This is a genomic window from Nonomuraea sp. 10N515B, assembly GCF_052245915.1.
GTDB lineage: Bacteria > Actinomycetota > Actinomycetes > Streptosporangiales > Streptosporangiaceae > Nonomuraea.
The window spans coordinates 308,650-335,507 of the sequence record NZ_JBQQBQ010000004.1 but is presented as its reverse complement, the minus strand read 5'-3'; the positions used below and the strand labels follow the sequence as shown (position 1 = coordinate 335,507).

Below are 26,858 nucleotides of genomic sequence, written 5' to 3'. Positions count from 1 at the left end.
ACGGTGGTCAGTTTGGCTGCCACGTTCGGCCGAGGGGCCATGACCAATCATTGGCGTGACATCAGGCACGCCGATCTGATCCTCGTCAACGGCGCCAACCCGGCCGAGGCCCACCCGGTGGGCTTCCGCTGGCTCATGCGGGCCAAGCTCGACCGAGGCGCGAAGATCATCCACGCGGATCCGCGGTTCACGCGGACCTCGGCGGTCGCGGACACGTATATCAGGATTCGGACCGGCACCGACGTGGCCTACTTCGGCGGCCTCATCAACTATGTGCTGACGAATCGGCTCTATCACGACGACTACGTCAGGTGGGCCACCAACGCCGGTTTCGTGGTCAAGGACGGGTACGCCTTCCAGGACGGCATGTTCAACGGCTTCGACCGGGAGCAGGGCGTCTACAACACCAAGCTGTGGGCGTACGAGGCCGATGACGAGGGCCACGCCAGGGTCGACCTCGACCACCCGCGCTCGGTGCTCAACCTGCTGCGCGCCCACTACCAGCGCTACGACCCCGACACCGTCGCCCGCATCACCGGCATCCCGCGCGAGCAGTTCCTCCAGGTGGCCAGGCAGGTCGGCGAGATGGGCCGCCCGGACAAGGTCATGACCATCGTGTACGCCGTCGGGCTCACCCACCACACCACCGGCGTGCAGCTCATCCGCTCGGGCGCCCTCCTGCAACTGCTGCTCGGCAACATGGGCCGCCCCGGCGGCGGCATGAACGCCGAACGCGGCCACGCCAACATCCAGGGCAACACCGACCACGCCATCTCCTGGGACATCCTGCCCGGCTACCTCCGCATCCCGGCCCCGGGCCAGGAGGACATCAACGCCTACCTGGGCGAGAGCGCCAGCGTCAAGCTGCACCCCAGGGCGGTGAACTTCTTCGGCGAGAACTACCGCCGCTACCTCGTCAGCCTCCTCAAGGCCTGGTACGGCGACGCCGCCACGAAGGACAACGAGTTCGCCTTCGACTACCTGCCCAAGCCCGCCGCCAACGCCTCCTGGATCTCGATCTTCGACCAGGCGCTGCGCGGCAAGATGCAGGGCATCATGTTGTCCGGGATGACGGCGACCAGCATCGGCCCCGACTCCAACCAGGTGCTCCAGGCCCTGACGAACCTCAAGTGGCTGTGCGTGATGGACCCGTTCGCCACCACCAGCTCCGAGTTCTGGCAGGCCCCCGGCATGGACCCGGCGAAGATCCAGACCGAGGTGTTCATGCTCCCGGCCACCCACTGGATCGAGAAGGACGGCTCGTTCACCAACAGCGGCCGCTGGGTGCAGTGGAAGGACCAGGTGCTGCCGCCGGAGGGTGAGGCCAGGCACGACCACTGGATACTCGCCGAGCTGTTCCTGCGGGTCAGGGACCTGTACGAGGCCCAGGGCGGGAAGTTCCCCGACCCGGTGCTGAAGATGGCGCTGCCGTACGCCAACCCGCGCAAACCCGAGCTGGACGAGATCGCGCAGGAGATCAACGGCCGCGACCTGCGGACCGGCCAACGGCTGTCCACCTTCGCCGACCTGAAGGACGACGGCACCACCAGTGCCGGCGACTGGATCTACACCGGCCACTACCCGGAGGAGGGCAACCTGGCCAAGCGGCGCGACGGCGTGCAGGACCCGGCCAAGAACGACCCCACCGGCATGGGCTTCTACCCGAACTGGGCGTGGAGCTGGCCCGCCAACCGCCGCGTCCTCTACAACCGCGCCTCCGCCGACGAGAGCGGGCGGCCGTGGGACCCGTCGCGCCCCGGCATCGCCTGGGAGAACGGCGCGTGGGTGGGGGACGTGCCCGACTACCCGCCGACCACAGGGCCCGGCCCTGACGCGCCGCTGCCCTTCATCATGACGGGTGAGGGCGTGGGCCGCCTGTTCAGCAACGCAGTGGCGGACGGGCCGTTCCCCGAGCACTACGAGCCCATCGAGTCGCCCATCGCCAACCCGCTGCACCCGCAGGTGTCGGCGACGCCGGTGGCCTTCAGGTACGACGAGCGGGCCGGGCGGCCCAACCGGTTCGGCACGGTGGCCGACTATCCGTACGTGGCGACCTCGTACCGGCTGACCGAGCACGAGCACTACGTCACCCAGAACGTCGAGCACCTGGTCCAGCTGCAGCCGGAGGCATTTGTGGAGGTGCCGGCCGCGCTGGCGCGCGAGAAGGGCATCTCGACGGGTGACCGGGTGCGGGTGTCGTCCCGGCGGGGCAAGCTCGAGGTGCGGGCGGTGGTGACCAGCCGGCTCGGGCCGCTCGACATCGACGGCCGCAGGGTCTACCAGATCGGCATCCCCATCCACTGGGGGTTCGTGGGCATCAACACCGGGCAGCACTGGCTGGCCAACGCCCTCACCCCGTTCGTGGGGGATGCGAGCGCGCGGACGCCGGAGTACAAGGCGTTCCTGGTGAACATCGAGAAGCTCTGATGTTCGCCAGGGACCGGGCACGGGCGACGGAGCTGCGCGAGCGGTATCCGCACGCGGCCGAGGTGTTCGGGCTGTACCTGGCACTGGTGGAGACGTGGGAGTCGGTGGGCGACCGAGTCCCGTCCGATGGGGCCGTGGAGTGGGCGCACGTGCACGTGCTGCCCCGCGTCATCGAGGCGACCGCCGCTCACGGCCCCCCGCTCCTGGCGGCCGCGGTCCGCATAGCCGTCGGCAACGGCCTCCTGGCCCCGGCTTCGGGCGCCGGTCCGCCCGCCGCTCTCAACGGGCCGCTCAGGACGGGCGGAGACTGGGGTGGCGGCCTGCTGGACGCCTGGCTCGCGGGCGAGGAGCTCGCGCCCGTCGAGCGCTATCTCGCGCGCGCCACGATGCGCGTCGTCCCGTTCTCCGCGCCGACCGGCCACGAGGCGGGGCGGCGTTGCCCCGCGTGTGGTGGCGCGCCGCAGCTCAGCTACCGCACCGCCGACGACGACCCGCTCGTCAGCGGCCGCCGCATGTTGCACTGCGCCCGATGCGCCCACGAGTGGAGCTTCTCCGCCACCACCTGCCCCCAGTGCGGTGAGACCGGAAAACGTACCGTCCACGCCGAAGCCGCGCCGTCCGGAAGCGAGGAACCGCGGGTCGGCCGGAGGACCGCCGCGGGCGACGCGTTGTTCCCGCACCTGAGGGCCGAATCGTGCGAGGCCTGCCGCGGCTACCTCATCGACGTCGACCTCGGCCGCGACCCCCACGCCGTACCGCACGTGGACGAGCTGGCCGCCGTGCCCATCGACCTGCACATGGCCGACCACGGCTACACCAAGATCACGCCCAATCTGATGGGGTTCTGAAGATGCCGCACATCACACCGGGCCAGGCGTACGGGTTCTTCACCGACACCAGCGTGTGCATCGGCTGCAAGGCCTGCGAAGTGGCCTGCAAGCAGTGGAACGAGCTGGAAGGCAACGAACCGTCGTTCCTGGACGGCTTCGACAACACCGGCAAGCTGGACGCCGAGAACTGGCGGCACGTGCAGTTCCACGACAACGTGCCCGACGAGAGCCTCACCCCGGGCAACGGCAAGGCGTGGCTGATGATGTCGGACGTCTGCAAACACTGCCAGCAGGCCAGCTGCATGGAGGTCTGCCCGACGAACGCGATCATCCGCACCGAGTTCGACAGCGTCTTCATCCAGCCCGACGTCTGCAACGGATGCCGCAACTGCATCGCGGCCTGCCCGTACGACGTGATCGGCGCCAGCCACGTGAACGGCATCGCGCAGAAGTGCACACTCTGCTACGACCGCCTCCAGAACGACATGACCCCGGCCTGCGCCAAGGCCTGCCCCACCGAGTCGATCAAGTTCGGCCCGGTCTCGGAGCTGCGCCAGACGGCCGCCAAACGCCTGGAGATCCTGCACGCCCAGGGCGTCACGGAGGCCCGCCTGTACGGCCACGACGAGAAGGTGTACGGCGGCCTGAACGCGTTCTTCCTGCTCATGGACCGGCCGGAGAAGTACGGCCTGCCGGACGAGCGCAACGCGGTGCTGCCCAGCCGCAACAACGTCGGCGGCTACCTGACCGCTGCGGTCACCGCGATCCTGGGCGTCCTCGGCGGCCTGATCGCGCTGCGCCACCGCAAGGAGAAAGTGACGGAGGCCGAGGGAGAGAGCGATGGATGACGTCCAGCACTTCGCCGGCCCCCCGGACTGGCTGTGGTACATCCTGGCCTACTTCTTCCTCGCGGGCCTGTCCGGCGGCTCCTACGTCCTGGCCACCCTGCTCAGGCTCCGCAACGCCCCCGGCGACGAGCCGATGGCGAGGATCGGCTACTACATCGCCTTCCCGCCGATGCTCATCGCGCCGCTCCTGCTCGCCCTCGACCTCGGCCAGCCGTGGCGCTTCTGGCACATGATGTGGAACACCACCCCAGGCCACCCAGGGCTCAACTTCAAATACTGGTCGCCGATGTCGATCGGCTCCTGGGCGCTGGTCGTGTTCGGGGCGATCACCACGGTCTCCTTCGCCGCCTCGCTCGTCCGCGACGGCAAGCTCCGCCTCCCCCTGGTGACCTGGCTCGACAACCGCCCCTTCACCATCTTCGGATCGCTGTTCGGCCTGTTCATCGCGGGCTACACAGGCGTGCTGCTGTCGGTGTCGAACCAGCCGGTGTGGAGCGACACCTGGGCCCTCGGCGGCCTCTTCCTCGCCTCCGGCCTGGCCGGCTCGGCCGCGCTGATGCTCCTGCTGGCCCGCTACCGCCCGGAGGCGCGCCCGAGCGCCGGGATGTTGTCGGTCTCCGAGCGGCTGTACGCGCTGCTGGAGCTGGCGCTGATCGTGGTGTTCGCGGTGACGTTGTTCGCGGCGGGCACCCAGGGCATCGTGTTCGGCCTGCCGTGGCTGGTGCTGTGGCTGGTCGCCCTCGCAGGCCTGGCCCCAGGCCTGTACGGCCTCGTCACCGAACGGCTGTCGGCGGACGGCGCGGCGGCCGTACGTCATTCGCTGGCCGTGCCCCTGCTGGTGCTGGCCGGCGTGCTGGCCCTGCGCGCCGCCGTCATCTTCAGCGTCCAGGTGTGACAGCGTCAGGGGGCGAGGACGGTTTTCACGTCCACGTGGCGAAAGACGGACCCGTGCCGCAACATGAGGCCGGCCACCCGCTGCACGGGTCCACGGCGGTGGGGTAAGCGCCCAGGGACGTCTGTGTGGCGGTCGCCGCGTCGATCTTCACGTACGTCGGCAGCACCGCCTCCACCTCTTTGCGGTCGCTCGTGGCGAGCCGCTGGGCCTTGGTGAAGGCACGTTGGAAGGCGGCCAGCGTCTGCGGGTTCTTCGTCACCCAGTCGACGCTCGTCATCCAGCAACCCACCTGCCAGTCCGTGATCCGGCAAGGGCACCTCCACGAACGTGACATCGTGCGCCTTCATGCCGGCATCCCGCAACATGGCGGTAACGATGAGCGTGCCCAGCCCGTTGAGGTTGAACGGCATGCCCCTGTGCTTGGTGGAGAACGTGGTGACGTAGTCGGTCTGCGCGAGATCCGTCGGCACGATGCCCACCTTGATGGTGTCCTTCTCGAGCACCGGCTTCGGCGGCGGCGTGTCGTCGGCGGCACCGGAGCAGGGAGCGTACCTGATGAAGATCGCTTCCGGGGGCGGAACGTGTCGTTCCGCACGGCTGGGGCTAGCGACCCTGATAGGTCTCGCGGGCGGACATGACGTCGGGCATGCGGCCCTCCACCCAGGTGATCAGCGGGATCAGATACTCGGCGGCCTCGCGGCCGAGCGCGGTGAGGCTGTACTCGACCCGGGGCGGGATCGTGTGCTCGGCCTCCCGTAGCACCATGCCGTCGCGTTCGAGGGCCTGGAGGGTCTGGGACAACATCTTCTCGCTGACGCCGTCGACGCGACGGCGCAGCGCGTTGAACCGGTAAGGCCCTTCGTACAGGGCCGTCAGCGCCAGGATCGCCCAGCGGCCGGTGATCGACTCCAGTACCGAGCGCGAGGTGCACCGGCGCGAGAAGACGTCGGCCACCAGATTCTCGAAGTCCTCCATAGAGGTCAGCTTACGCGATCGCAGCACTTTCTGATAGAAAGTGCTAACCAAACCGCATGTACTGGGAGGAGAGTAACCATGATCGTGGTGACAGGGGCTAGCGGACACCTGGGCCGACTGGTGATCGAGGAGCTGAAGAAGCGGGTTCCCGCCGAGCGGATCGTCGCGGCGGCGCGTACCCCCGAGAAGGCCGCCGACCTCGGCGTGGAGGTGCGCGAAGCCGACTACGACCGGCCGGAGACGCTGAAGGGCGCGCTGCAGTACGCCACCAGGGTCCTGCTCATCTCGGGCCTGGACGCCAACCGTGCGCAGCAGCACGCGGCCGTCGTGGACGCGGCCAAGGAGGCCGGGGCCGTGCTCGCCTACACCAGCGCGCCCAGCGCCGACCTCACCGAAGCGGCCCTCGCCGCCGACCACAAGGCGACCGAGGCGTACATCACGGCGTCCGGGGTGGCGTACACGTTGTTGCGCAACAACTGGTACCACGAGAACTACGAGCAGTCGATCACGATCGCTCCCCAGCTGGGCGCCGTGTACGGCGCCGCCGGCGACGGCAGGATCGCCGCGGCCTCGCGCGCGGACTACGCCGCCGGCGCGGCCGCCGTGCTGGCCGGTGAGGGCCATGAGGGCAAGGTGTACGAGCTGTCCGGCGACATCGCCTGGACACTCGCCGAGCTGGCCGCCGAGATCTCCGCGGTCACCGGCAAGGAGATCACCTACCAGGACCTGCCGAAGGACGACTACGCGGGCGTCCTGGCCGGCGCGGGCGTGCCGACTCCGATGGCGGGGGTGCTGGCCGACGTGGACGTCCAGATCTCCCGTGGCTGGCTCGCCCAGACGCCCGGCACCCTTCGTGAGCTCATCGGCCGCCCCACGCAGCCGATCGGCGAGTACGTCCGGACCCTGCTCGGCCGCTGATCAGGCGACAGCGCAGCCTCCTCTTCGGCCTCGGCCGGCGCCTCCAGGCAGGCCGGCCGAGCGCTGGTCTTCTCCGTGTCGTGCCGGTCGGGCAGGTCGGCCGGCACGACCGCCGTGCCGGTGGTCGATGATGCTGGGGACGACGGAGAGGATGCTGATCACATGACCGAGTTCGACTTCTGCCCGTGGTTGTTCTGGGCCCATGCGACCGAGGAGGACCGGCAGGCCCAGGCGGACCACGTGGCGGGGTTGCGCGGCCGGATGGAGCTGGAGGCACCGGAGAAGGTGTTCATCTCGCCGCTGGCGGCCGTCTACGCGGATCGGCTCACCCTGGGAGAGCGCAGCTACATCGCGGCCCACGCGTACGTCACGGACGACGTGGTGATGGGCGACGACTGCACGCTCAACCCGTACTCGGTGGCGCGCGGGCGTGTGGTGCTCGGGAACGCCGTGCGGGTGGGGGCGCACACCTCCCTGCTCGGCTTCAACCACGGCGCCGCCCCGGACCGGCCGGTGTTCCGGCAGGCGATCACGTCGAAGGGCATCCGCATCGGCGACGACGTGTGGATCGGGTCGAACGTGGTGGTGCTGGACGGGGTGACGATCGGCGATCACGCCGTCGTCGGGGCGGGCGCGGTGGTCACCAAGGACGTGCCCGCCTGGGCCATGGTCGCCGGCAATCCGGCCCGCCTGATCCGCGACCGCCGCACCCCACGCCCCACCGCCGTCCTGCCGGATGACGTCGCGAGCTCGGGCCAGGCCGCTGTCGCGCGTGCGGCCGGGCACGGCGCTGCGAAGGAAGCGGCCGGGCACGGCGCTGGGAAGGAAGGCGACCTGGAGCGGCTGCTCGCCGAATTCGCCGACCGGGCCAGGGACCAGGCCGAGGCGGTGCTGCGCCGCTGCTGGACGGGCGAGCGCTACGTGGACCGCCCGGACGCCGAGCCGACCGTACGGGCCTGGTGCGACGCCGTCGAGATCGCCGACCTGCTGCTCGGCGGCCCGCCCCCGATCCCCGCGCGGGACGAGATCGTCGGGTTCCTCCAGGACCGGCAGGACGCCGCCACCGGCCTGGTCCCGGAGCTCGGCGACACAGGAACGCCGGCGCTCGACGGAGCCGCCGCCTACCACGTGCTCTGTGTCGGCTACGCGCTCGACCTGCTCGGCGCCCGCTTCCGCCACCCGGTCCACGCCGTCGCCGGCCTCGGCTCCCAAGACCTGATCGCCGCCCTGGACGCCCTCGACTGGAAGCGCAAGGCGTGGACGGCCGGCTCGTGGGTGGACACCGTCGGGACCGGCCTCTACCGCAACCTCGCCGACTTCGGCCTGCGCGGCGAGATCGAGACCCTGTACGGGTGGCTCCTGACGAGGTGCTCGCAGGCCCACGGCATGTGGGGCGAGCCGGATGCCGACGCGGGCTGGCTGCAGGTGGTCAACGGCTTCTACCGGCTCACGCGGGGGACGTTCGCGCAGTTCGGAGTGCCGCTGCCCTACCCCGAGCGGGCTGTCGACAGCGTGCTCGCCCAGGCGCGCGACCCTCGCCACTTCGGCCCGGACACCGGGAACGCCTGCAACGTGCTCGACGTCATCCACCCGCTCTGGCTGGCGGGCAAGCAGACGCGGCACCGCCGTGAGGAGGGCGCGGCCTGGGCCAGGGAGCGGCTCATTCGCGCGGTCGGCGGCTGGCAGGACGGCGCGGGCTTCAGCTTCGCCCTGACCCGGGGAAGCGGTGCGACCCGCACGCCGGGACTGCAGGGCACCGAGATGTGGCTGGCCATCATCTGGCTGCTCGCAGACCATCTCGGGGTCTCGGACGCGCTCACCTACCGGCCTCGCGGCATCCACCGCCCGGAACCGGCCATCCAACTCCGCTGACTCCGCGCGGTTTCCTCACCGCCGTGCCGCCCGCAAGATAGGGGGAGCAACGACGGCTCCGGCGGCCATGTGATGATGTCCCCAAGCGGCACGGGGGAGGAAAACGATCGTGGGGTCTTTCGCGGGCAGCACGCTGCCCCCGGATGACATCGTCGTCTCGGCTCTGCGGGCGGGCGATGAGGCGATGTTCTCGGCGTTGCTCGACACCTGGTCGCGGGGCATGCTGCGGGTGGCCAGGACCTACGTGTCCACCGACGACTCCGCGGAGGAGGTGGTGCAGGACACCTGGCTGGCGGTGATCGGCGCCATCGACGGTTTCGAGGGCCGCTCGTCGGTCAAGACGTGGGTTTACCGCATCCTGGTGAACACGGCGAAGAAGCGCAGCGTGCGGGAGAGCCGTACACTGCCGTGGAGCGCCCTCGAACTGGACGCCGGACCGACCGTCGATCCCTCGCGGTTCCACGGCACGGACGCCGCCCTGCCGGGAAGCTGGAAGGAGTCGCCCGCGGTCTGGCCGACCCCGGAAAGCCAGGCGCTCGCCGCGGAGGTGCGCGGCCTCATCGGAGAGGCTCTGGCCGGGCTGCCGCCGCGGCAGCGGATCGTGATCACGCTGCGTGACGTGGAGGGGTGTACCTCCGAGGAGGTCTGCGAGATCCTGGAGATCTCGGCAGCCAACCAGCGGGTCCTGCTGCATCGCGCGCGTGCGGTGGTCCGCGGGCTGCTGGAGGACTACTTCGAGTCGGTGAAGCAGGCAGAATAGGTGAAGCGGTTCATATCGCAGAGGGTAAGGCGGGCAACGTCGTGAAGCGGTTCACGTGCGGCGAACTGGTGGAAGTCATCACCGCCTACCTCGACGACGCCCTCGACCAGCCGTCCCGTGCCGGGATCGAGGTTCATCTGTCCTGCTGCGAGGACTGCGGGCACTACGTCGACCAATTCCGCTCGACCATCCGGGCCCTCGGCGACCCGCCTCCCGAGAAGTTGTCGCACCGCACGCGGGAGCGGCTGATGTCCGCCTTCAGGAGCCGGCGACCCGCCTGAGAATTCTCCTGTAACGCTCGCGTGGCTCGCGGGTCTGTAGACCCATGCGCCACGTGACGATCGGGCCGACGCCACCCCAGGACGACTCGGAGGCCCAGGAGGCCTCCGAAGCGGCGGACAGCGCGGATGCGCCGCTGGAGGACGCCTCGGAGGTGGGGGATTACGCCCGCCGGTGCTTCCGCGCGGGCGGCGGCGATCGGGTGGGTGTCGAGCTGGAGTTTCTCGTCTTCGACCGGGCAGACGTCGCCAGGCACGTGCCGCTGGAGCAGGTCGCGCGGGCGTTGCCGCCGCTGCCCGGCGGGAGCCGGGTGACGTTCGAGCCGGGCGGCCAGCTGGAGCTCTCCGGGCCCGCAGGACCGCTGTCCGGCGCGATCGACGGGCTCACCGCCGACCTGGCCGTCGCCCGCCGCGCCCTCGAGGCCGCGGGCCTGGCGCTGGCGGGCGTGGGCCTCGATCCGGTGCGCCCGCCCCGGCGGCAGTTAAGCCTGCCCAGGTACGAGGCCATGGCGGAGTTCTTCGGCGGTCCCTACGGGCCGTTGATGATGTGCTCGACGGCCTCCATCCAGGTCAACCTGGACCTGGGATGGCGGCCTGAGACCCGCTGGGAGCGGGCGCACCTGCTGGGCCCCGTCCTGACCGCGGCCTTCGCCAACTCCCCGCTCAGCGGCGGCCGCCCGTGCGGCTGGATGTCCGGCCGCCAGGCCGTGTGGGACAACCTCGACCCCACCAGGACGGTCCCCGTCCCCGTGTCGGGCGACCCGGCCGCGGACTGGGCCGACTATCTGCTCGACGCCCGCCTCATGCTGGTGCGGGAGGACGGGGACCGCTGCCGGCCGGTCCGCGACGGCTCGACCTTCCGCGACTGGCTGGCGACCGGCGAGCCCACCGCGGCGGATCTGGCGTACCACGCCACCACGGTGTTCCCTCCGGTGCGCCCCCGCGGCTGGCTGGAGATCCGCTACCTCGACGCCCAGCACCCGGCGACCTGGCCGGTGTGCGTGGCCGTGACCTGCGCGCTCATCGCCGACGACCGGGCCGCCGACGCGGCGCTGGCCGCCGCGGAGCCGTACCGGGAGATGTGGCCGGAGGCCGCGCGGTGCGGGCTGGCGGACCCGCGGCTGGCCAAGGCCGCGGAGGCCTGCTTCCGCGCCGCGCTCGAGGCGCTGCCCCGCCTCGGCGCGACGCCCGCCCTGGTCGGCGAGGTGGCCGCCTTCGCCGACCGGCACGTGACACCCGGCCGCTCGCCGGCGGCCGACCTCATAGACCTGGGCCCCCGGGCCTGGCTGACCGAAGGGGGACGAGTGTGAACGACTTCAAGGAACGCATCGCGGCCGAGCTGATCGCGGTGCGCGACCGGTCGCTGACCTACACGGAGGCGGACGACGATGTGCTCGTCCACCAGCACTCGCCGCTGATGTCGCCCCTGGTGTGGGACCTCGCGCACGTCGGCAACTACGAGGAGCTGTGGGTGCTGCGGGCGGCCGCGGGCATCACGCCGCTCCGGCCCGAGATCGACGACATCTACGACGCCTTCAAGACGCCGCGCAAGGACCGGCCCACGCTGCCGTTCCTGCGCCCGGCCGAGGCTCGCGACTACATCGGCGGCGTACGCGGCCGCGTGCTCGACGTCCTGGACGCCGTCGACCTGGAGGACCCGAGCCCGCTGCGCCGCGACGGGTTCGTGTTCGGCCTGGTGATCCAGCACGAGCACCAGCACGACGAGACCATGCTCGCCACGCTGCAACTGTCGCGGCGCTCCGGCATGGTGCGGGACGGCGCCCTGCCGCCCGGACGCGCGGCGGGCGCGGAGGAGGTGTACGTCCCCGCCGGCTCGTTCCTGATGGGCACCGACACCCTGCCCTGGGCCTACGACAACGAACGCCCCGCCCACCGGGTCGACCTGCCCGCCTACTGGATCGATCGGCTGCCCGTCGGCAACGCCGCCTACGCCGCGTTCATCGAGGACGGCGGCTACCACGACCCGCGCTGGTGGACGCCCGAGGGCTGGCGGTGGCGGCAGGACAGCGGCGTCTTCGCCCCGCTGTTCTGGGTCAAGGACGGCGGCACGTGGTGGCGCAGCCGTTTCGGCCGCACCGAGCCCGTGCCGATGGACGAACCCGTCCAGCACGTGTGCTGGTACGAGGCCGACGCCTACGCCCGCTGGGCGGGCAAGCGGCTGCCCACCGAGGCGGAATGGGAGAAGGCGTGCGGCTGGGACGCCGCGGCGGGCCGGGCCCGCAAGTACCCGTGGGGCGATCAGGATCCCACGCCGGAGCTCGCCAACCTCGGGCACCGGGCGGCCCGGCCCGCGCCGCTCGGCGCCTACCCCGGCGGGGCGAGCCCGTACGGGGCCGAGCAGATGGTCGGAGACGTGTGGGAGTGGACCGACACGTGGTTCGGCGGCTACCCCGGCTTCAGCGCCTTCCCCTACCGCGAGTACAGCGAGGTCTTCTTCGGCCGCGACTACCGCGTGCTGCGCGGCGGCTCGTGGGCGGCCGACCCCGCCGCGGTCCGCACCACGTTCAGGAACTGGGACTATCCGATTCGCCGGCAGATCTTCACCGGGTTCCGCTGCGCCCGGACCGCGGAGCAGCGCTAGTGTGCCGCCACGCGGCCTGGCTCGGCGCGCCGAGACCCGCCGCCACGCTGATCCACGAGCCCGAGCACGGCCTGCACGCCCAGTCGTACGCGCCCCGCCGGCAGCGGCACGGCACGGTCAACGCCGACGGCTTCGGCATGGGCTGGTACGACCCGGACCGCACCGAACCCATCCGTTACCGCCGTTCGATCCCGATCTGGGCGGACGCCAACCTGCCCGCGCTCGCGCAGGTGGCCCGCTCCGGCTGCCTGCTGGCGGCCGTCCGCTGCGCCACCTCCGGCATGCCGGTCGAGGAGAGCGCCACCGCGCCCTTCACCGACGGGCCGTGGCTGCTCAGCCACAACGGCCGCGTCGCGCGGGAGGCGGTCAGGGACCTCGCCGAGGAGGCCGAGAGCGCCTGCGACTCCGCCTGGCTCGCCGCCGCCGTGTTCCAGCGGCTGCGCACCGGGCTCGACCTCGGCCAGTCCCTCGCCGAGGTCGTCGTGAAGGCCGGGGCGAGGGACCCCGGCGCCCGCCTGAACCTGCTCGCCTGCGACGGGGGGTCGCTCGCCGCGACCGTCTGGGGCGACACCCTCTTCGTCCGCCCTTTAGAGGACGGCGTTCTCGTGGCCAGCGAGCCGCTTGACGACCTGCCCGGATGGCAGGCCGTGCCGGAGCGGAGCCTGCTGCTCGCCACCGCCGCCGACGGCGTACGCGTCCAGCCCTTGTGACTACTGGGAGATCTTGTGCCTATCAGCCAGTCCACCGTGCGGTTGATCAACCATCTTGACCGCGACTACCTGCGCAACGCCCTCGAACACGACGTCAGAACCGGCCTGACCGCGACCCCCAAATGGCTGCCGCCCAAGTGGTTCTACGACGAGGTGGGCAGTGACCTGTTCTCCCAGATCACCCGGTTGCCGGAGTACTATCCGACCCGGCGCGAGCTGGCCATCCTCCGAGCGCGGGCGGGCGAGCTCGCGGCGGCCAGCGGCGCGGACACGCTGGTCGAGCTGGGGTCGGGGACCAGCGAGAAGACCGTCCTGTTGCTCGACGCCCTCACCGCGGCCGGGACGCTGCGCGGCTACACGCCGGTGGACGTGGACGCGGTCACGTTGCGGTCGGCGGCGCACCGGCTGGCAGAGCGCTACCCCGGGCTCGCCGTGCAGGCCGTGTGCGCCGACTTCGAACGGCATCTGCGCCTGCTGCCACGTACGGGGCGGCGTATGGTGGCGTTCCTGGGTGGCACCATCGGGAATCTGGATCCCGTCGCCCGCGAGGTCTTCCTGAAGGAACTGCACGACAGTCTCAGCCCCGGTGACACCTTCCTGCTCGGGGCCGACCTGGTGAAGGACCGGGAACGGCTGGTCGCCGCCTACGACGACGCGGCCGGCGTGACGGCCGCCTTCAACCGCAACGTGCTGCACGTGATCAACCGGGAGCTGGACGCCGGCTTCGACCCGGACGCCTTCGAGCACGTCGCCCTGTACGACGAGCGCAACGACTGGATCGAGATGCGGCTGCGTGCCTCCAGGGCCATGCGGGTGCGGCTCGGCGGGCTCGGGCTGGTCGTGGACTTCGCCGAAGGGGAGGAGACGCGTACCGAGATCAGCGCCAAGTTCCGGCCGGACGGCCTGCGCCGCGAGCTGGCGGCGGCGGGGTTCGCGGTGCGCCGCTGGTACACCGACCCGGCCGGCGACTTCGCCCTCCTCCTGGCCGAGGCGTGATCCGGGAGGAGGCCACAGCGGACTGGGAGACGGCGGAGACGGTCGCGAAGGCGTGGCGGGCGGCGCGGTCCGTCGTGCCGCCGGGGCTTCTGGACGCGGCCGGGTGCAACGTGCCCAGCGACCGCACGTTCGACGCCGTGGTCGCGCACCTGCGGCTGGAGCGCGAGCTCGGCGGCTACGCGGCCGAGCCGGACCTCACCCCGGCACGGTCGGCGCTGGCCGCCCTGGTCGGGGCGGGGCCCGCCGACGTCGCGTTCGCGGAGAGCGGGACGGCGGCGATGGCGGCGCTGCTCGGCGGCTGGCGGCTGCCCCCGGGCAGCCGCGTCGGCTTCGCCCGCACGGAGTACGGCAGCACGCTGATGCTGCTGCGCCGCCTGGCCGCGGAACGCGGCTGGAAGCTCGTCGAGCTGCCCGTGGACGGCGACTCCCGCATCGACCTGGACGGGCTGCGGTCGGTGCTTGCCGCGGGGCTGGACCTGGTCAGCGTGGTGCACGTCGCCTCGCACCGGGGCGTCGTGCAGCCTGCCGCGGAGATCGGCGCCCTGTGCCGGGCCGCCGGGGTGCCGCTGGTGCTGGACGTCTGCCAGTCGCTCGGCCAGGTGCACGCCGGCGGCGTGGGCGCGACCGCCTATGTGGGCACCTCCCGCAAGTGGCTGGCCGGGCCACGCGGGGCCGGCTTCCTCATCGTGCCCGGCCTCACGGCGGAGATGGACGCCGCCGTCCCGACGCTCGGCGGCCACGTGTGGGCGGCGGGCACGCCGGCGCGTCGTGCGATCCCGGACGCGCCGTCGTCGCCCCTGAGCGCGGCCGGGAAGGAGCCGTCGCCGCCCCTGGCCGGGGACGAGCCGTCGCCGCGGCCCGGCGCGATCCGCTACGAGGGCTCGGAGGGCGGGATCGCGGCGCGGATCGCGCTCGGCGTGGCGGTCCGGGAACACCAGGCCCTCGGCCCGGCCGCCGTCCACGCCCACCTGGCGGGCCTCGGCGGCCTGGCACGGCGCGTTCTCGACGGCGCCGGCGGGTGGCGGGTGGTCGAGCCGCTCGACGAGCCCTCCGCCCTCGTCACCCTCATGCCGCCACAGGGCGGGTCGGCCGATGACGTCAGGTCGCGGGCCGCCCGGGCGGGCCTGCTCGTGGGCGCCGCCCCCGTCGCCCGGGCTCCGCTGGATCTGCGCGAGCCCGTGCTGCGCGTGTCCCCGCCCCCGGGCACTCCCGCGGAAACGCTTCACGCACTCGCCCGCCTCCTGGAGAGCTGACCACGGTGCCGTCACACGTCGCCGGCCAGGGCGCTCGGCCGGCCGCGTGGCACGTCCTCGCAAAATCTGTCCCATGCGCGAGCCCGATCATCACCATGGGTTGCCGACGGTCGGGCATGTGACCCCGGCATACGCGATGAGCAGGCATAACGTCCCCGTGACCGGTACACGCCATGGGGCATATGTTGGTTACATCGGCTCGTCTTCGCGTGCGGTCGCCTACTTACCAGAGCCGATGCGAGGCATCGATGACCAATGCCACAGTGCGCGCCTTGGCGCACACGTACACCGACGGACTACCTGCCGAGCTGACCAGTTTCATCGGGCGCCGGCACGAAGTGGCGATGGTCAAACGCCTGATGGCCGACGCCCGCATGGTGACCCTCACCGGGCCCGGCGGTGTCGGCAAGACCCGGCTGGCCCTGCGCGTCGCCGCCGACCTGCGACGGGCCTTCCCCGACGGGGTCTGGCTGGTAGAACTCAGCGAGCTCAACCACCCCGCGCTGCTGCCTCAGGCCGTGGCCGCCGCGCTGAAGATCCAGGATCACTCCGCCCGCCCGCCCATCCAGGTGCTCACGGATCGCCTGCGCGAGCAGCGGGCGCTGGTCCTCCTGGACAGTTGCGAACACGTACTCAACGAGTCCGCCATGCTTGCTCAGACGCTGCTGAGCTCCGCCCCCGAGCTGCGCATCCTGGCCACCAGCCGCCAGTTGCTGGGCATCGCCAGCGAGCACGTTTTCGCAGTGCCGACGCTGTCAGGCCCTGACTCCGAGCACGGCGGGCCGCACTCCCTATCCGACGCGGCCCGGCTCTTCGCCGAGCGGGCCGAGGCCGTCGTGCCCGGTTTCACCGTCACGAACGAGAACCAGGGCATCGTCGAGCGGATCTGCCGCCGCCTGGACGGCCTGCCGCTCGCCATCGAACTCGCCGCCGCGCGGCTGCGCGCGCTCTCGGTCCACCAACTGCTCGAGCGGCTGGACGATCGCTTCCGGCTGATCACCACGAGATCGACGGTCACTGCGCCGCGCCACCGGACGCTGCGCGCCTTGATCGACTGGAGCTACGACCTGTGCACCGAGCACGAGCGCCTGCTGTGGGCACGCATCTCGGTGTTCCGCGGCAGCTTGGATCTGGAGGCGGCGGAAGCGGTCTGTGCGGGGGACGGCATCGCCCGTGACGAGATCGTCAACCTTGTGGGCGGCCTGACGGAGAAGTCCGTCCTGATCAGGGAGGAGCATCCCTGGGGAGTGCGATACCGGCTGCTGGACACCATCCGGCAGTACGGGAGGGAGCGGCTGATCGCCTCCGGGCAGGACCAGGAGCTGAAACGCCGCTATCGCGACTACTACCGGGAGCTGTCGCGCGAGGCGCGGGCGCAGCTGTTCGGCCCCGCGCAGATCAAACTGCTGAACCGGCTGCGAGTCGAGCATCCCAACCTGCGCACGGCCCTGGAATACTGCCACGCCGAGCACGCCGGGCTCTGCATCGACATGGCCAGCGACCTCCTCTACCACTGGATCTCCAGCAGCCACCTGGGCGAAGGACGCGACTGGCTCGAGCGGGGACTCGCGGACACCGCCGGCCTGTGCGAGGTCAGGGCTCGGGCGTTGTGGGCATGTGGCCGGCTCGCCATCATCCAGGGTGATCTGGCTTCGGCCGTCGAGCGGCTCGCCGAGAGCAGAGAGCTCGGCGAGCGACTCGGACTCGAACCGGTCCTCGGCTACGTCGCCCAGTACTCCGGCATGATCGCGATGGAGGAGGGAGACACCGCCTCGGCTGTCAGCTCCTTCCAGGAAGCGCTGGACCGTCATCGCGCGGTCGCAGACCCGGCGGGCGAGGTCCAGGCGTTGACCTGGCTCACCTTCGCGTACTCCGTCCTCGGCGACTCGGAACGCGCCGTCGCCGCCGCCGAGGCGGGCATCGCCGTCTGTGACGCCCATGGCGAGAGCTGGCACAAGTCGTACGCGATGACGGCGCTCGGCGTCGAGTTCTGGCGCCAGGGCGACACGCGTCGCGCGACGGCCCTGCAACAGCAGAGCCTGCGCTTCTTCCACGAAGTGGACGACTCGGTCGGGGTCGGGGGCAACATCGAGGTGCTGGCCTGGATCGCCGCCTCGGAAAGGGACTTCACGCGGGCCGGCGAACTGCTGGGCATCCTGCGTAACATCTGGGAGCCGATCGGCGTGCCACTCCTGGGCATCGGCCACCTCATCCGATACCACGACGAATGCGAGGCCCGTACGCGTCGCGCCCTGGGCGAGCACGCCTTCCAAGCCGCCGTCGACCGGGGCGCCAGGCTCTCCCGCGAGCAGGCGGTCGCCTACGCCCTCATGGAGGAGGCGCCGTCCCGCGGCCTGTCCGGCGAGACCGGCGGGCTCTCGGCCCTCACCCGAAGGGAGATGGAGATCGCCCGCCTCATCGCCCAGGGGATGAGCAACAAGGAGATCGCGGCGACGCTGGTGATCGCTCAGCGCACCGCCGAGGGCCACACCCAGCACGTCCTGCGCAAACTCGGCTTCACCTCCAGGGCCCAGATCGCCGGCTGGGTCGCCGAGCAGGCCCGCCTCTCCGGAGAGGAACCTCCCGGCGGAGCACGAGCATGACCGCCCACGACACGATCCGGGACGTCCCGGCCGCCGAACAGCCGTCGGCGGACTGGTCGCAGCCCGACACCCCTGCTTTCGTCGGACGAAGGCATGAGATCTCCGAAGTCAGGCGGATCCTGCCCAAGACCCGCCTGCTGACCCTGACCGGCGCGGGTGGTGTCGGCAAGACGCGGCTGGCGCGACGTGTCAGCGAGCTCGCGCGGCAGAAGTACCGGGACGGGGTTCGGCTGGTGGAGCTGGCCACCATCGACGACGAGGACCTGCTGGCCCCGGCCGTGGCCGCCGCGCTGGGAGTCCGCGACACCGGACCGGACGTCGTGGCAGTGCTGGTGGAGCGTCTGGCCGACAAACGGGTGCTGCTGGTGCTGGACAACTGCGAGCATCTGCTGGATGCGTGCGCCCGCCTGGTGCAGCGGCTCCTGCGCGACACCCCGTGGCTGCGGATCCTGGCCACCAGCCGGCAGTCCCTCGGGGTCTACGGGGAGCGGGTGCTGTGTGTGCCGTCGCTCTCCCTACCCGAGCCCGGCGACACCACGCGCGACATCGCCCGGCGAGACGCCGTGCGCCTCTTCGCGGAGCGGGCGGCGACCATCCGGCCGGGTTTCGTCGTCGACGCGGCCAACGCCGGGGCGGTCGCCCGGCTGGCTCGGCGCCTCGACGGGATTCCGCTGGCCATCGAGCTGGCGGCGGTACGGCTACGCACGGCATCGGTGGAGGATCTGGCGAATGAGCTCGACAAGTGCCTGGACCTACCGGCCCAGACCGGCCCTGGCACGCTGGCACGCCACCAGACCCTGCGGGCGACCATGGACTGGAGCTTCGGGTTGTGCTCGTCCGGTGAGCGGCGACTGTGGGAGCGGCTGTCGATGTTCCCGGGCGGCGTGGACCTGGAGACCGCCGAAGCCGTCTGCCCCGGGCAGGGTCTGGCACGCGAGGACGTGCTGGATCTCATGGCCGGCCTGGTGGACAAGTCCATCCTGTGCACAGCGGAGCAGCACGACGGCGGAGTCCGCTACCGCATGCTGGAGCCCATCCGCGCGTACGGTCGCGAGCGGCTGCCCTCCACGGACGCGCAGGCCTTGCGTGCGCGCTACATCGACCACTATCGCCGGCTGACCGGGCGCGTGCGCGTGGACCGGATGGAGCCCGGCCAGATCGACCGCCATCGGACGCTGAACGTGGAGCTTCCCAACGTGCGGGTCGCCCTGGACCTCTGCTTCGACAGGCCCGGTGACGCGCCCGCCGGGTTGGAGATCGCCTCCGCGCTCTGGGCCCACTGGCTCATGGCCGGCGCGCTCAGCGAAGGACGGCACTGGCTGAAACGCGGTCTCGCGCTCGTGTCTCGACCGAACGCCACCCGGGCGATGGGCCTGTGGGCCAGCGGGCTGTTCGCCCTCTACCAGGGCGATCCGGCGGCCGGAGCCGACCTGCGGGAGTGCCTGGCACTCGCGCGGCAGTCGAGGGACGAGGCGCTGCTCGCGTTCGCCACCCAGATGTCCGGCGTCGCGGCGCTGGCCGAGGGCGATCCCCAGGGCGGGCTCGCGCTCGTGGAGGACGCTCTCACCCGTCACCGTGCGAGAGACGACGTCCACGCCGTGGGGGTCACGCTCTACTTCGCCACTCTCTTCGCCGCCCACCTGAACCCGGACCGGGCCGCCGCCTACGGTGAGGAACTCGTGACGATGTGCGAAGAGCGCGACGCGGCGCTCTTCCGCGCGTACGCCTTGTACGCGCTCGGCATCGCTCGCTGGGAACAGGGCGACTGGCGCCGGGCCGAGACCAAGATGCGGGTGGTGACCGCGTTCTGGAGCGCCGTTGACGATCGATGGGGCCTCCTCCAGTGCCTGGAGGTGCTGGCCTGGACCGCTGGGGCTCGCGGGCGGCACGAGCGCGCCGCCTGGCTGCTGGGCGCCGCCCACGACCTGTGGCGGGCGGTCACCGCCTCTCCGTCGCGGCCGCGGTTCCAGGTGAAGTCACACCAGGAGTGCGTCGAGCGGGCACGGCGGGCACTGGGGGCCCAGGCGTACACGGCGGCCTTCCGGAAAGGTGCGAGGCTCAGGCTGTCCCGGGCGGTCGACTACGCGCTGGAAGAGCCATGACGAGCACCCGGCAGGGTTAGAGGAGGCCCGCCCGGCGGAGCTCGCGGAGGAGCCGCCTTGATCTTGGGTGACGAAGGCGTCGCGGCCGTTGCCAGTCACCTGCAAGAGCTTGCAAGCAGGCTGCCAGTGCCATCGGAGATCGTCTTGCCTGTGCTGCTCATCGCTGCGCGTACTCCCAGCGTCACTGTGGCACTTTCAGGCAGTGTCATCGCAAGAAACACGAGGTGAGAAATGGCCACGATGACGATCAGCGCGTCCACGCTCAACGGGCGCCACCACAAGAGCGCGCTCACGATCTTCATGGTCATCGTGGTGGCCCATTGGGCCGAGCACGTGACTCAGGCCGTGCAGGTCTATGCCTGGGGCTGGCCGTTAAGCGAGGCCCGGGGCGTGCTGGGCATGCCCTTCCCGTGGCTGGTGACCTCGGAGTGGATGCACTACGGGTACGCGCTGCTCATGCTCGTGGGCCTCATCATGCTGCGCAAGGGCTTCACCGGCAGGTCGCGTACATGGTGGAACATCTCTCTCGGCATCCAGGTCTGGCACCACCTGGAGCATCTGCTGCTGCTCGTGCAGAAGCTCAGCGGCGTCTACCTGGCGGGCCGTCCGGTCCCGACGAGCGTTCTGCAGCTGGTCCTGCCCAGGATGGAGCTGCACCTCTTCTACAACGCCCTCGTCTTCGCGCCCATGGTGGTGGCGATGCTCCTCCACCGCCACCCCACCCCCGCGGAGCGGTCGGGCGCCTCCTGCACCTGCGCGATCGCACACTAGGTCATGACGGTCACGAAACGGCGGTTGAGCGGGTTCACGGTGGCGCTGGCCGTTGTAGGGCTGTTGTTGCTGTTCGTGTCCGTCCCCGCGCTCGGCCCGGCCATACGAGCCGCGCGCGCCGACGGGGTGAGCGGGGTGTTCACCGCCAAGCAGTTGCGGTGCGTCCAGCATCCTGGGCACGAGTCCTGCGTCTGGGCCGGGGACTTCGTCTCCGGTGACGGGCGGGTCATGCGGCGCGATGTCGAGCTGTACGGCAGCGATCGCACCGTGCTCGCAGCCGGACAGACCACCCAGGCCGTGGACACGGGGCGCGAGTCCCGCGTCTACGGGCCGGGCGGCTCAGGGGAGTGGGTGTTCACCTCGCTGCTGGCACTGGCCGGGTTGACCGTGCTGACCGTGGCTGCCAGGCGCGTGCCGGGGGTCGCCCGACTGACGCGTTTCATCGGGCGTCCACACGGGCCTCGCCGTACGGCACCAGCCTGACCGGACCCACGAGGCCGTACGGCTGGCGGGCCAGGCCGCCGTAGACGGCCGGGTCGGCGACGCGGAGCCGGTTGCCGAGCGGCGTCGCCACCTCCACCTGCAGGGTCCTGGCGCCTCGCCCGAGGTCAACGACCGGATTGAGCTGGTTCACGGGATCCAGGCGGCGGCCGTCGACGAGGACCCGGCACGTGTCGGTCACCTCGCCGAGGTCCAGGTACGCCCGGCCTTCCACGTGGACGTCAGTGGTGTACAGGCCGATGCCCGAAACGTCGGCCAGCTCCGGAATGTCCGACCAAGGGGTGAGCCGGTCGAGATCCAGCCGGTGCGCGACCGTGCCCTCCGGCCGCCAGTCCTCCACTTCCAGCCGCCACGACGACAGCATCACCGGCTCGGGCACCGGCCCGATGACGGAGGTGACGGTCCGGCCGTCGGACAGCGTGGTCGTGTACGTCCCCGCGCGGGAGGCGCGCACCACCAGAGTGCTCCCGTCGTACCTGACCAGGTCGGCGTCCGTCGCGACCACGTGCGGCGCCGTCCGCGCCGGGGTCCCGAACAGGCCGGGACGGCCGATGGCCACGACCATCGACTCGCCCGGCCGCAGCGCCACCCGCAGCCGGATCCCCTCGCCGTCCTCCGTGTAGAGCGCCGCCCGCTGGACCCGCCCCGTCCACGGGTCCAGCAGGTACGGCACCCCGTCCCGGGCCGTTCGGGCCAGCGTGACGTCGTGGTCGATGGAGGCCACAGGCGGTTTGGGGTTCTCGACGTGTTTGCCGTTGCACAGGTAGTAATAGTCGACGTCCCCGGCCACGCGGCGGGCCGTGAGCAGCGTGGACGCGGTGGCGTACCGGACGTCGGGGCGCACACCGAGCGCGTCGAGCGCACCGGGGACGTCCGCCTGGGCGGCGACCATGCGCACGGTGGGGCGGGCGAGCAGGTCCGCGATCATGGCCCTGAGCCGCTCGTTCTCGCCGTCGCGGGCGACGCCGGGCACAGCGGCGGCCCGCCAGGCCCCGAGCAGCACGATGGGCAGCCCGGCCCCGGCGTACTCCAGCAGCCGCCGCGCGACCCGGAGGGTCATCGTGCATTCGGCGGCGTAGAACTTGTCGCCTTCGACGAACAGCGCCTTGTACGCCGGCCCGTCCGGTGCCAGCCGTCCCCGCGCGACCCGGGCGGCTGGAAGATCGAGCAGCGGCTCGCTGATGAACTGATGCGTCCACCCGGCGGGCACGCCGCTCGAGGTGAACCAGGAGGCTCCGATGCCGGTCTTGGTGTAGCCGGTCTGCCGCATGACCGCCACGTCGGCGCGCGGCGCGCCGGCCCGCATGACCGCATGCACTCGGGCGAAATATCCCGATAAATCGCTCATGTGCCGCCAGGTCGGCTGGCGCGGCCCCCAGGACTCCGCGTAGCCCGCCGTCCCGTTGTACGGCGTGAAAGCGGCGAAGCCGGGCCAGCCGGCGCCCGGGGCGGAGGCGTAGGAGAAGCCGTGCAGTACGGTCTGGTTGAGCCCCGCCGCGTACGCGCCGCCCATGGTGCGCAGCAGCTTCTTCCAGGTAGTGGTGTACGCCCCGCCCTGGTACGCCCCTGCCTCGCAGGACATCACCTCCCGCCCGGCGAGGTCCCGGCCCCCGGCCAGGCACCGGTAGTCGTCGAGGTTCTTGAACCCGAGCGACTCGCCCTCGGCGACGTCGAGGACGGCCGCGGCGGCGATGGCGTCGGTCCGCAGCCCGTACGGCTGCGCCCGCAGCTCCAGGCCGATCGAATGCGCCCAGTCGCGCAGCATCGCGAAGTGGTGCTCGTTGAACAGCTCGGACACAGTGTCCCAGTAGTCCTTACGCGCGTGCCGGGTCAGCGCCGCGTCGTAGGCGAAGACCTGGTCCTCTTCCTTCAGGACGATGACGGGCAGGAAGGGCGCCACGTCGTAGCCCCGCCGCCGCTCGAACTCCGCAGGCAGCCCGGGTGTCCACGGCAGCGCATCCGTCTCGATCTCGATGGAGTCCTCGAACAGCGCGCCGCCCGAACGTTTCAGCAGCCTGCGCACAGCAGGCGTCAGTAGCGTGGACTCCCAGTAGTCGATCACCGCCTGGGTGCCCTCCCGGCTGAAGTGGTCGATGACATACGCTTCCGGCTCGGTGTGCGGGCCGGACTCGGGGCGCTGGCCCGAGCCGCGCTCCCAGTACGCGATCAGCACCCACTCGCCGTCGGCCGGTGCGGTCCAGGTGACCTGCCCGCCGGCTACGGCCACCTCGACCACGGAGGCGGGGTCGAGGCCGGTCTCGTCGCGGGTGGAGTTCGCCGGCTCGATCCTGGCCGCCTGGACGAACAGAAGCTTGCGCGCCGGATGCCCGGCCACGGCAGGAGGCGGCGCCTCGCCCGCGTACGTGGCGCCGCCCGACACCGTGACCGAGCCGTAGGCCAGCTCCTTGACCGCCGCCTCGCTCTCGGGCGTGATCGTGGGGACGGCCGCCGGCCAGGACGGGCCGATGGTGAGGTCGATCGTGAGACCGCGCCTGGCCGCCTGGTCGAGCGCGGCCTCGACGCCGGCGTTCCACGCGGGTGTGCCCCAGCCGTGCCTGGCCGGGTCGAGCACGGACTTGTCGCGGATGCTGTGGTGCACCGCCGCGATCTCGGCGCCGCCGAACCCGGCGTCGGCGAGCTGGTCGACCTCCCGCCGGATCTCGGCGGGGTCGACGTGCGCGTCCGGCCACCACCAGCGCACCATCGGGCGGACGGCCCGCTGCGGCCGGGCGAACCAGCCTGCGCCGGCGGTGTCAGACGCTCCAGAGGAGCCCGCCGAGGCGGAGGCGGCCGGGGAGGCGAGGGCGAGCGTGGTGGAGGCGGCGGCCGAGAAGAGGAAGCCGCGACGCGTGAGTTTGTTCAACGGGCGCTCCAGGGGGTGGGGATGGCGCCGGCCGGCGGGGCGCCGCCCGCTCGGCCGGCACCCCGCCGTCCAGGCCTCGCCTAGCTGGGGATCGGATAGGGGAAGGCGCTGGTGACGCCGATCTTGTCGTACTCCATCTTGGAGGCGTCGAAGCCGGTTGCCCAGTTGGCGTTCTTGACCTCGTTGCACTGGTAGCTCTGGTACTTGTCGTCGCTGACCTTGCCGACCTCGATGTTCTCGAAGGAGAATCCGCAACCGCCGGCGTCCATGTGCACCCCGCGGGTCCCGCTGTCCGGCATCGCGCCGCCGGGGTCGTTGATGACGTCGCCGATCACCATCTGCGAGACATGGTTGTCGATCGGGTGCGGGTCGGAGTTGGAGACGCCGTAGGTGTAGAAGGCGCCCATGTCTCCGCTGTCCAGCCCCGCCTCCTCGATGCGGATGTAGGAGAACCGGTTGTTGCGCGCGTAGTTGTCCTCGTCCTTGACCTCGGGACGGACCTCGAGGCTGATGCCGTAGCGGGCGCTGTGCTTGACGACGATGTTGCTGACCACGTTGTTGCCGGTGCTCAGCAGCTCGATGCCGGCCGCGTCGCCGGGGACCAGCTCGCCGACGTGGGAGATGTAGTTATTGGAGATCGTGTGATGTCCGGAAATGTCACCCTCGCCCGGATATCCGCCCTCCACCTTGATGCCGTCGGCGCCGATGTTCTCCAGCAGGCTGTCGGACACCTTGACGCGCTCATTCGCGAACAACATGTAGACGCCCATGAAGCCGCTGTCGGACAGCCGCAGCCTGGTCAGGTCGACGTCCCTGGTGTTGGTCAGCGTGATCATGCCGAACCGGTTGCGCGGCATCTCGATCTGCCGGTCATAGACCGGGTACTTGTGCTCGTAGCCGGAGTCGCCCTCGCTGATCCACCCGGCCCGATACCAGTCCACGAAGTCGGAATACTGCAGCGCCAGCCCGTCGAAGGCGACGTTCTGCACGCGCCGGTCGGGGGAGGACCCGGCCAGCGAGATGATCGTCTTCACGGTCGGGGCCATGACCTTGTCGATCGACGTGCGCGGCCAGTAGTAGACCTCACTGTTGGCGAAGTCGAAGTAATACTCGCCCGGCTGGTCCAGGAACCGCAGCGTGTTCTGCAGGAAGTAGCGCGAGCCGCTGCGGCTGTTGACGAACGAGTAGCGCGCCCAGTGGTTGAGCGTGAAGAAGTTCTTGCGGAAGTCGGCGCCGCCCAGCGGCACGGTGTCGGTGAACCAGCTCCACGAGCCGCCCGACCAGACCACGATCTGGGAGTTCTTGTCGAAGTCGGCGTCCCACTCCTTCGGCACGTCCTCCGGCTTGAAGTACAGCCACTGGCGCACCGCCTCCTTCTCCGGCTCGCCCGGCACGGAGAACAGGTAAGGCGACCAGAGGTCGTCGCTCGTCCGGTTCGGGTGACGGGCGGTCGTGGCGCGCTTGCCGTCCTCGAAAAGCGTGTAGAAGGCCCGGTCGAGCTTGGTCTTGTAGATGGTGTCGGTGTGCTTCTGCCAGCCGGTCAGCGGCTTGGCGCCGAGCAGGCGGGCCTTGCCGGGGCCGTCCGCGCTGCGGTAGATGATCTTGTGGCCGTTCTCGCCGGAGTCGGCCTCGGTGAAGGTGATCGTTTTGTCCACGACGTAGTCGCCGGCCTTGAGATTGACGACGATGTCGCACTTCTGCTGCCGCTTCTTCGACCGCAGCTGGTCGCGGGCCTGCTCGATGGACGTCCACGGGCGCTGGGCGCTGCCGTCGCCCTGGCCGCCGCCCGCGGGGGAGACGAAGTAGTCGCACGAGGGCCTGGCCGCCGGGGTGGGCGTCGTCACCCCGCCGAGGAGTAAGACGATCGCGCCCAAGGACCTGAGGATCACTGGCTCTCCTTAACTTCCCGCCACCGTTCGTACTCGGCGCGGGTCTCGGGGGTGAGGGGGTAGTAGTCCGACAGGGCGCCGCCCTCTTCGATGCGGGCGCGGCTGTAGCGCTCCCACTGCTCGTGGTCGGCCGCCGCCTCCAGCACCGACTGCGCGCGGCGGCGCGGCACCACCACGGCTCCGTCGTCGTCGGCCACGACCAGGTCGCCGGGCAGGGCAAGCGTGCCGCCGACCGCCACGGGCACGTCGTACGCCCACGGGAACAGCTCCGCCTGCGAGGCGTAGTGCGGCGTGGCCCCCGTGGACCAGATCGGCACGTTCAGCCCGCGTACCCTGGGCAGGTCCCTGATCCGGCCGTCCACGACGATGCCCGCGCCGCCCTTGCGCTTGAAGTAGCGCACCAGCATGTCGCCGAAGCAGCCGGTGTACGCGCTGCCGTACGCCTGCACGACCAGCACGTCGCCGGGCTCGATCCGCTCCAGCACGGCCCACAGCGCGGTGTGCCGCTCCACATACTCCTGGCCGAGCCCCGAGGCGACGTCCTCGCGCTGCGGCATGAACTGCAGTGTGCGCACCCGGCCGGCGATCTTCTGGCCTGGGGCGATGGGACGCGGTCCCTCGATGAAAGTCCGCCGGATGCCCTGGGCGTGCAGCTTGGCGCAGGCGGTGGCCGAGCTGATCCGCGACAGCCCCTCCACGAGGGCGGGATCGGGCTCGGCGGGCAGCGACCCGCGAACAGGCAGATCCCAGATGGCGTCGTCCATG

At 71.1% G+C, this 26,858-nt stretch carries 22 protein-coding genes; 17 read left to right on the top strand and 5 right to left on the bottom strand.

Annotation, left to right across the window (positions count from 1 at the left end; all coding sequences use genetic code 11):
• Positions 1 to 3 precede the first annotated feature (3 nt).
• The 4 genes from fdnG to nrfD are packed head-to-tail and all read left to right on the top strand — an operon-like array spanning position 4 to position 5,000.
• Complete coding sequence (gene fdnG, locus ACTWQA_RS08040) at positions 4 to 2,427, top strand: formate dehydrogenase-N subunit alpha (protein WP_443158632.1); 2,424 nt, start codon at positions 4 to 6, stop codon at positions 2,425 to 2,427.
• Complete coding sequence (locus ACTWQA_RS08035; RefSeq protein ID WP_443158631.1) at positions 2,427 to 3,275, top strand: hypothetical protein; 849 nt, start codon at positions 2,427 to 2,429, stop codon at positions 3,273 to 3,275. The genes fdnG and ACTWQA_RS08035 overlap by 1 nt, the downstream gene beginning before the upstream one ends.
• A gap of 2 nt (positions 3,276 to 3,277) precedes the next feature.
• On the top strand, positions 3,278 to 4,105 hold the full coding sequence (locus ACTWQA_RS08030) for a 4Fe-4S dicluster domain-containing protein (protein ID WP_443158630.1): 828 nt from the start codon (positions 3,278 to 3,280) through the stop codon (positions 4,103 to 4,105).
• Entirely contained in the window at positions 4,098 to 5,000 is a 903-nt protein-coding gene (gene nrfD, locus ACTWQA_RS08025) for an NrfD/PsrC family molybdoenzyme membrane anchor subunit (protein ID WP_443158629.1), read from the top strand. The genes ACTWQA_RS08030 and nrfD overlap by 8 nt, the downstream gene beginning before the upstream one ends.
• Positions 5,001 to 5,025: 25 nt before the next feature.
• On the opposite strand, the gene ACTWQA_RS08020 is transcribed toward nrfD, so the two are convergent.
• Positions 5,026 to 5,277: a hypothetical protein gene (locus ACTWQA_RS08020; protein ID WP_443158628.1), complete on the bottom strand. Its 252-nt coding sequence runs from the start codon at positions 5,275 to 5,277 to the stop codon at positions 5,026 to 5,028.
• Between the two features lie 326 nt (positions 5,278 to 5,603).
• Entirely contained in the window at positions 5,604 to 5,975 is a 372-nt protein-coding gene (locus ACTWQA_RS08015) for a winged helix-turn-helix transcriptional regulator (RefSeq protein ID WP_443158627.1), read from the bottom strand.
• Positions 5,976 to 6,053: 78 nt separating this feature from the next.
• On the opposite strand from ACTWQA_RS08015, the gene ACTWQA_RS08010 reads away from it, so the two are divergent.
• The 13 genes from ACTWQA_RS08010 to ACTWQA_RS07950 all read left to right on the top strand — a co-directional run bounded on the left by ACTWQA_RS08010 (position 6,054) and on the right by ACTWQA_RS07950 (position 21,323).
• Complete coding sequence (locus ACTWQA_RS08010; protein WP_443158626.1) at positions 6,054 to 6,893, top strand: SDR family oxidoreductase; 840 nt, start codon at positions 6,054 to 6,056, stop codon at positions 6,891 to 6,893.
• A 162-nt stretch (positions 6,894 to 7,055) separates the two neighbouring features.
• Positions 7,056 to 8,765 (top strand): acyltransferase, encoded by a 1,710-nt coding sequence (locus tag ACTWQA_RS08005; RefSeq protein ID WP_443158625.1) that lies wholly within the window; start codon positions 7,056 to 7,058, stop codon positions 8,763 to 8,765.
• A gap of 109 nt (positions 8,766 to 8,874) precedes the next feature.
• A complete protein-coding gene (locus ACTWQA_RS08000; RefSeq protein WP_443158624.1) occupies positions 8,875 to 9,525 on the top strand; it encodes an RNA polymerase sigma factor in 651 nt (216 codons plus the stop codon).
• A gap of 41 nt (positions 9,526 to 9,566) precedes the next feature.
• Entirely contained in the window at positions 9,567 to 9,806 is a 240-nt protein-coding gene (locus tag ACTWQA_RS07995) for an anti-sigma factor family protein (protein WP_443158623.1), read from the top strand.
• A 152-nt stretch (positions 9,807 to 9,958) separates the two neighbouring features.
• A complete protein-coding gene (gene egtA / locus ACTWQA_RS07990) occupies positions 9,959 to 11,113 on the top strand; it encodes an ergothioneine biosynthesis glutamate--cysteine ligase EgtA (RefSeq protein WP_443158708.1) in 1,155 nt (384 codons plus the stop codon).
• Complete coding sequence (gene egtB / locus ACTWQA_RS07985; RefSeq protein ID WP_443158622.1) at positions 11,110 to 12,405, top strand: ergothioneine biosynthesis protein EgtB; 1,296 nt, start codon at positions 11,110 to 11,112, stop codon at positions 12,403 to 12,405. Before egtA ends, egtB begins: the two co-directional genes overlap by 4 nt.
• Positions 12,405 to 13,115, top strand: coding sequence for an ergothioneine biosynthesis protein EgtC (gene egtC, locus ACTWQA_RS07980; RefSeq protein WP_443158621.1), 711 nt, complete (start codon positions 12,405 to 12,407; stop codon positions 13,113 to 13,115). Before egtB ends, egtC begins: the two co-directional genes overlap by 1 nt.
• Before the next feature lie 15 nt (positions 13,116 to 13,130).
• A complete protein-coding gene (egtD, locus tag ACTWQA_RS07975) occupies positions 13,131 to 14,111 on the top strand; it encodes an L-histidine N(alpha)-methyltransferase (protein ID WP_443158620.1) in 981 nt (326 codons plus the stop codon).
• Positions 14,108 to 15,364 carry an ergothioneine biosynthesis PLP-dependent enzyme EgtE gene (gene egtE, locus ACTWQA_RS07970; protein WP_443158619.1) on the top strand — a complete coding sequence of 419 codons (1,257 nt, stop codon included), beginning with the start codon at positions 14,108 to 14,110 and terminating at the stop codon, positions 15,362 to 15,364. Before egtD ends, egtE begins: the two co-directional genes overlap by 4 nt.
• 248 nt (positions 15,365 to 15,612) lie before the next feature.
• On the top strand, positions 15,613 to 17,967 hold the full coding sequence (locus tag ACTWQA_RS07965) for an ATP-binding protein (protein WP_443158618.1): 2,355 nt from the start codon (positions 15,613 to 15,615) through the stop codon (positions 17,965 to 17,967).
• Positions 17,964 to 20,069, top strand: coding sequence for an ATP-binding protein (locus ACTWQA_RS07960; RefSeq protein ID WP_443158617.1), 2,106 nt, complete (start codon positions 17,964 to 17,966; stop codon positions 20,067 to 20,069). The genes ACTWQA_RS07965 and ACTWQA_RS07960 overlap by 4 nt, the downstream gene beginning before the upstream one ends.
• 231 nt (positions 20,070 to 20,300) lie before the next feature.
• Positions 20,301 to 20,840 (top strand): hypothetical protein, encoded by a 540-nt coding sequence (locus ACTWQA_RS07955; RefSeq protein WP_443158616.1) that lies wholly within the window; start codon positions 20,301 to 20,303, stop codon positions 20,838 to 20,840.
• Between the two features lie 3 nt (positions 20,841 to 20,843).
• The gene (locus ACTWQA_RS07950) at positions 20,844 to 21,323 is read left to right on the top strand and encodes a hypothetical protein (protein ID WP_443158615.1); all 480 of its coding nucleotides are present in this window, start codon (positions 20,844 to 20,846) and stop codon (positions 21,321 to 21,323) included.
• On the opposite strand, the gene ACTWQA_RS07945 is transcribed toward ACTWQA_RS07950, so the two are convergent.
• The 3 genes from ACTWQA_RS07945 to ACTWQA_RS07935 form a co-directional block, all read right to left on the bottom strand.
• Positions 21,280 to 24,204: a glycosyl hydrolase gene (locus ACTWQA_RS07945; RefSeq protein ID WP_443158614.1), complete on the bottom strand. Its 2,925-nt coding sequence runs from the start codon at positions 24,202 to 24,204 to the stop codon at positions 21,280 to 21,282. The two genes, ACTWQA_RS07950 and ACTWQA_RS07945, sit on opposite strands and share 44 nt — an antisense overlap.
• Before the next feature lie 80 nt (positions 24,205 to 24,284).
• Positions 24,285 to 26,093 (bottom strand): right-handed parallel beta-helix repeat-containing protein, encoded by a 1,809-nt coding sequence (locus tag ACTWQA_RS07940; protein ID WP_443158613.1) that lies wholly within the window; start codon positions 26,091 to 26,093, stop codon positions 24,285 to 24,287.
• Positions 26,090 to 26,857: a hypothetical protein gene (locus tag ACTWQA_RS07935; protein ID WP_443158612.1), complete on the bottom strand. Its 768-nt coding sequence runs from the start codon at positions 26,855 to 26,857 to the stop codon at positions 26,090 to 26,092. The genes ACTWQA_RS07940 and ACTWQA_RS07935 overlap by 4 nt, the downstream gene beginning before the upstream one ends.
• Between the last annotated feature and the right edge of the window lies 1 nt (position 26,858).

Excerpts from the sequence above, each read along its gene's own strand:
- ACTWQA_RS08005 (WP_443158625.1), top strand. The coding sequence starts at position 7,056 with ATGACCGAGTTCGACTTCTGCCCGTGGTTGTTCTGGGCCCATGCGACC.
- ACTWQA_RS07935 (WP_443158612.1), bottom strand. The coding sequence starts at position 26,857 with ATGGACGACGCCATCTGGGATCTGCCTGTTCGCGGGTCGCTGCCCGCC.
- ACTWQA_RS07960 (WP_443158617.1), top strand. The coding sequence starts at position 17,964 with ATGACCGCCCACGACACGATCCGGGACGTCCCGGCCGCCGAACAGCCG.
- ACTWQA_RS07950 (WP_443158615.1), top strand. The coding sequence starts at position 20,844 with ATGACGGTCACGAAACGGCGGTTGAGCGGGTTCACGGTGGCGCTGGCC.
- ACTWQA_RS08015 (WP_443158627.1), bottom strand. The coding sequence starts at position 5,975 with ATGGAGGACTTCGAGAATCTGGTGGCCGACGTCTTCTCGCGCCGGTGC.
- ACTWQA_RS08010 (WP_443158626.1), top strand. The coding sequence starts at position 6,054 with ATGATCGTGGTGACAGGGGCTAGCGGACACCTGGGCCGACTGGTGATC.
- ACTWQA_RS07955 (WP_443158616.1), top strand. The coding sequence starts at position 20,301 with ATGGCCACGATGACGATCAGCGCGTCCACGCTCAACGGGCGCCACCAC.
- ACTWQA_RS07965 (WP_443158618.1), top strand. The coding sequence starts at position 15,613 with ATGACCAATGCCACAGTGCGCGCCTTGGCGCACACGTACACCGACGGA.
- ACTWQA_RS08035 (WP_443158631.1), top strand. The coding sequence starts at position 2,427 with ATGTTCGCCAGGGACCGGGCACGGGCGACGGAGCTGCGCGAGCGGTAT.
- nrfD (WP_443158629.1), top strand. The coding sequence starts at position 4,098 with ATGGATGACGTCCAGCACTTCGCCGGCCCCCCGGACTGGCTGTGGTAC.
- ACTWQA_RS08020 (WP_443158628.1), bottom strand. The coding sequence starts at position 5,277 with ATGACGAGCGTCGACTGGGTGACGAAGAACCCGCAGACGCTGGCCGCC.
- ACTWQA_RS08030 (WP_443158630.1), top strand. The coding sequence starts at position 3,278 with ATGCCGCACATCACACCGGGCCAGGCGTACGGGTTCTTCACCGACACC.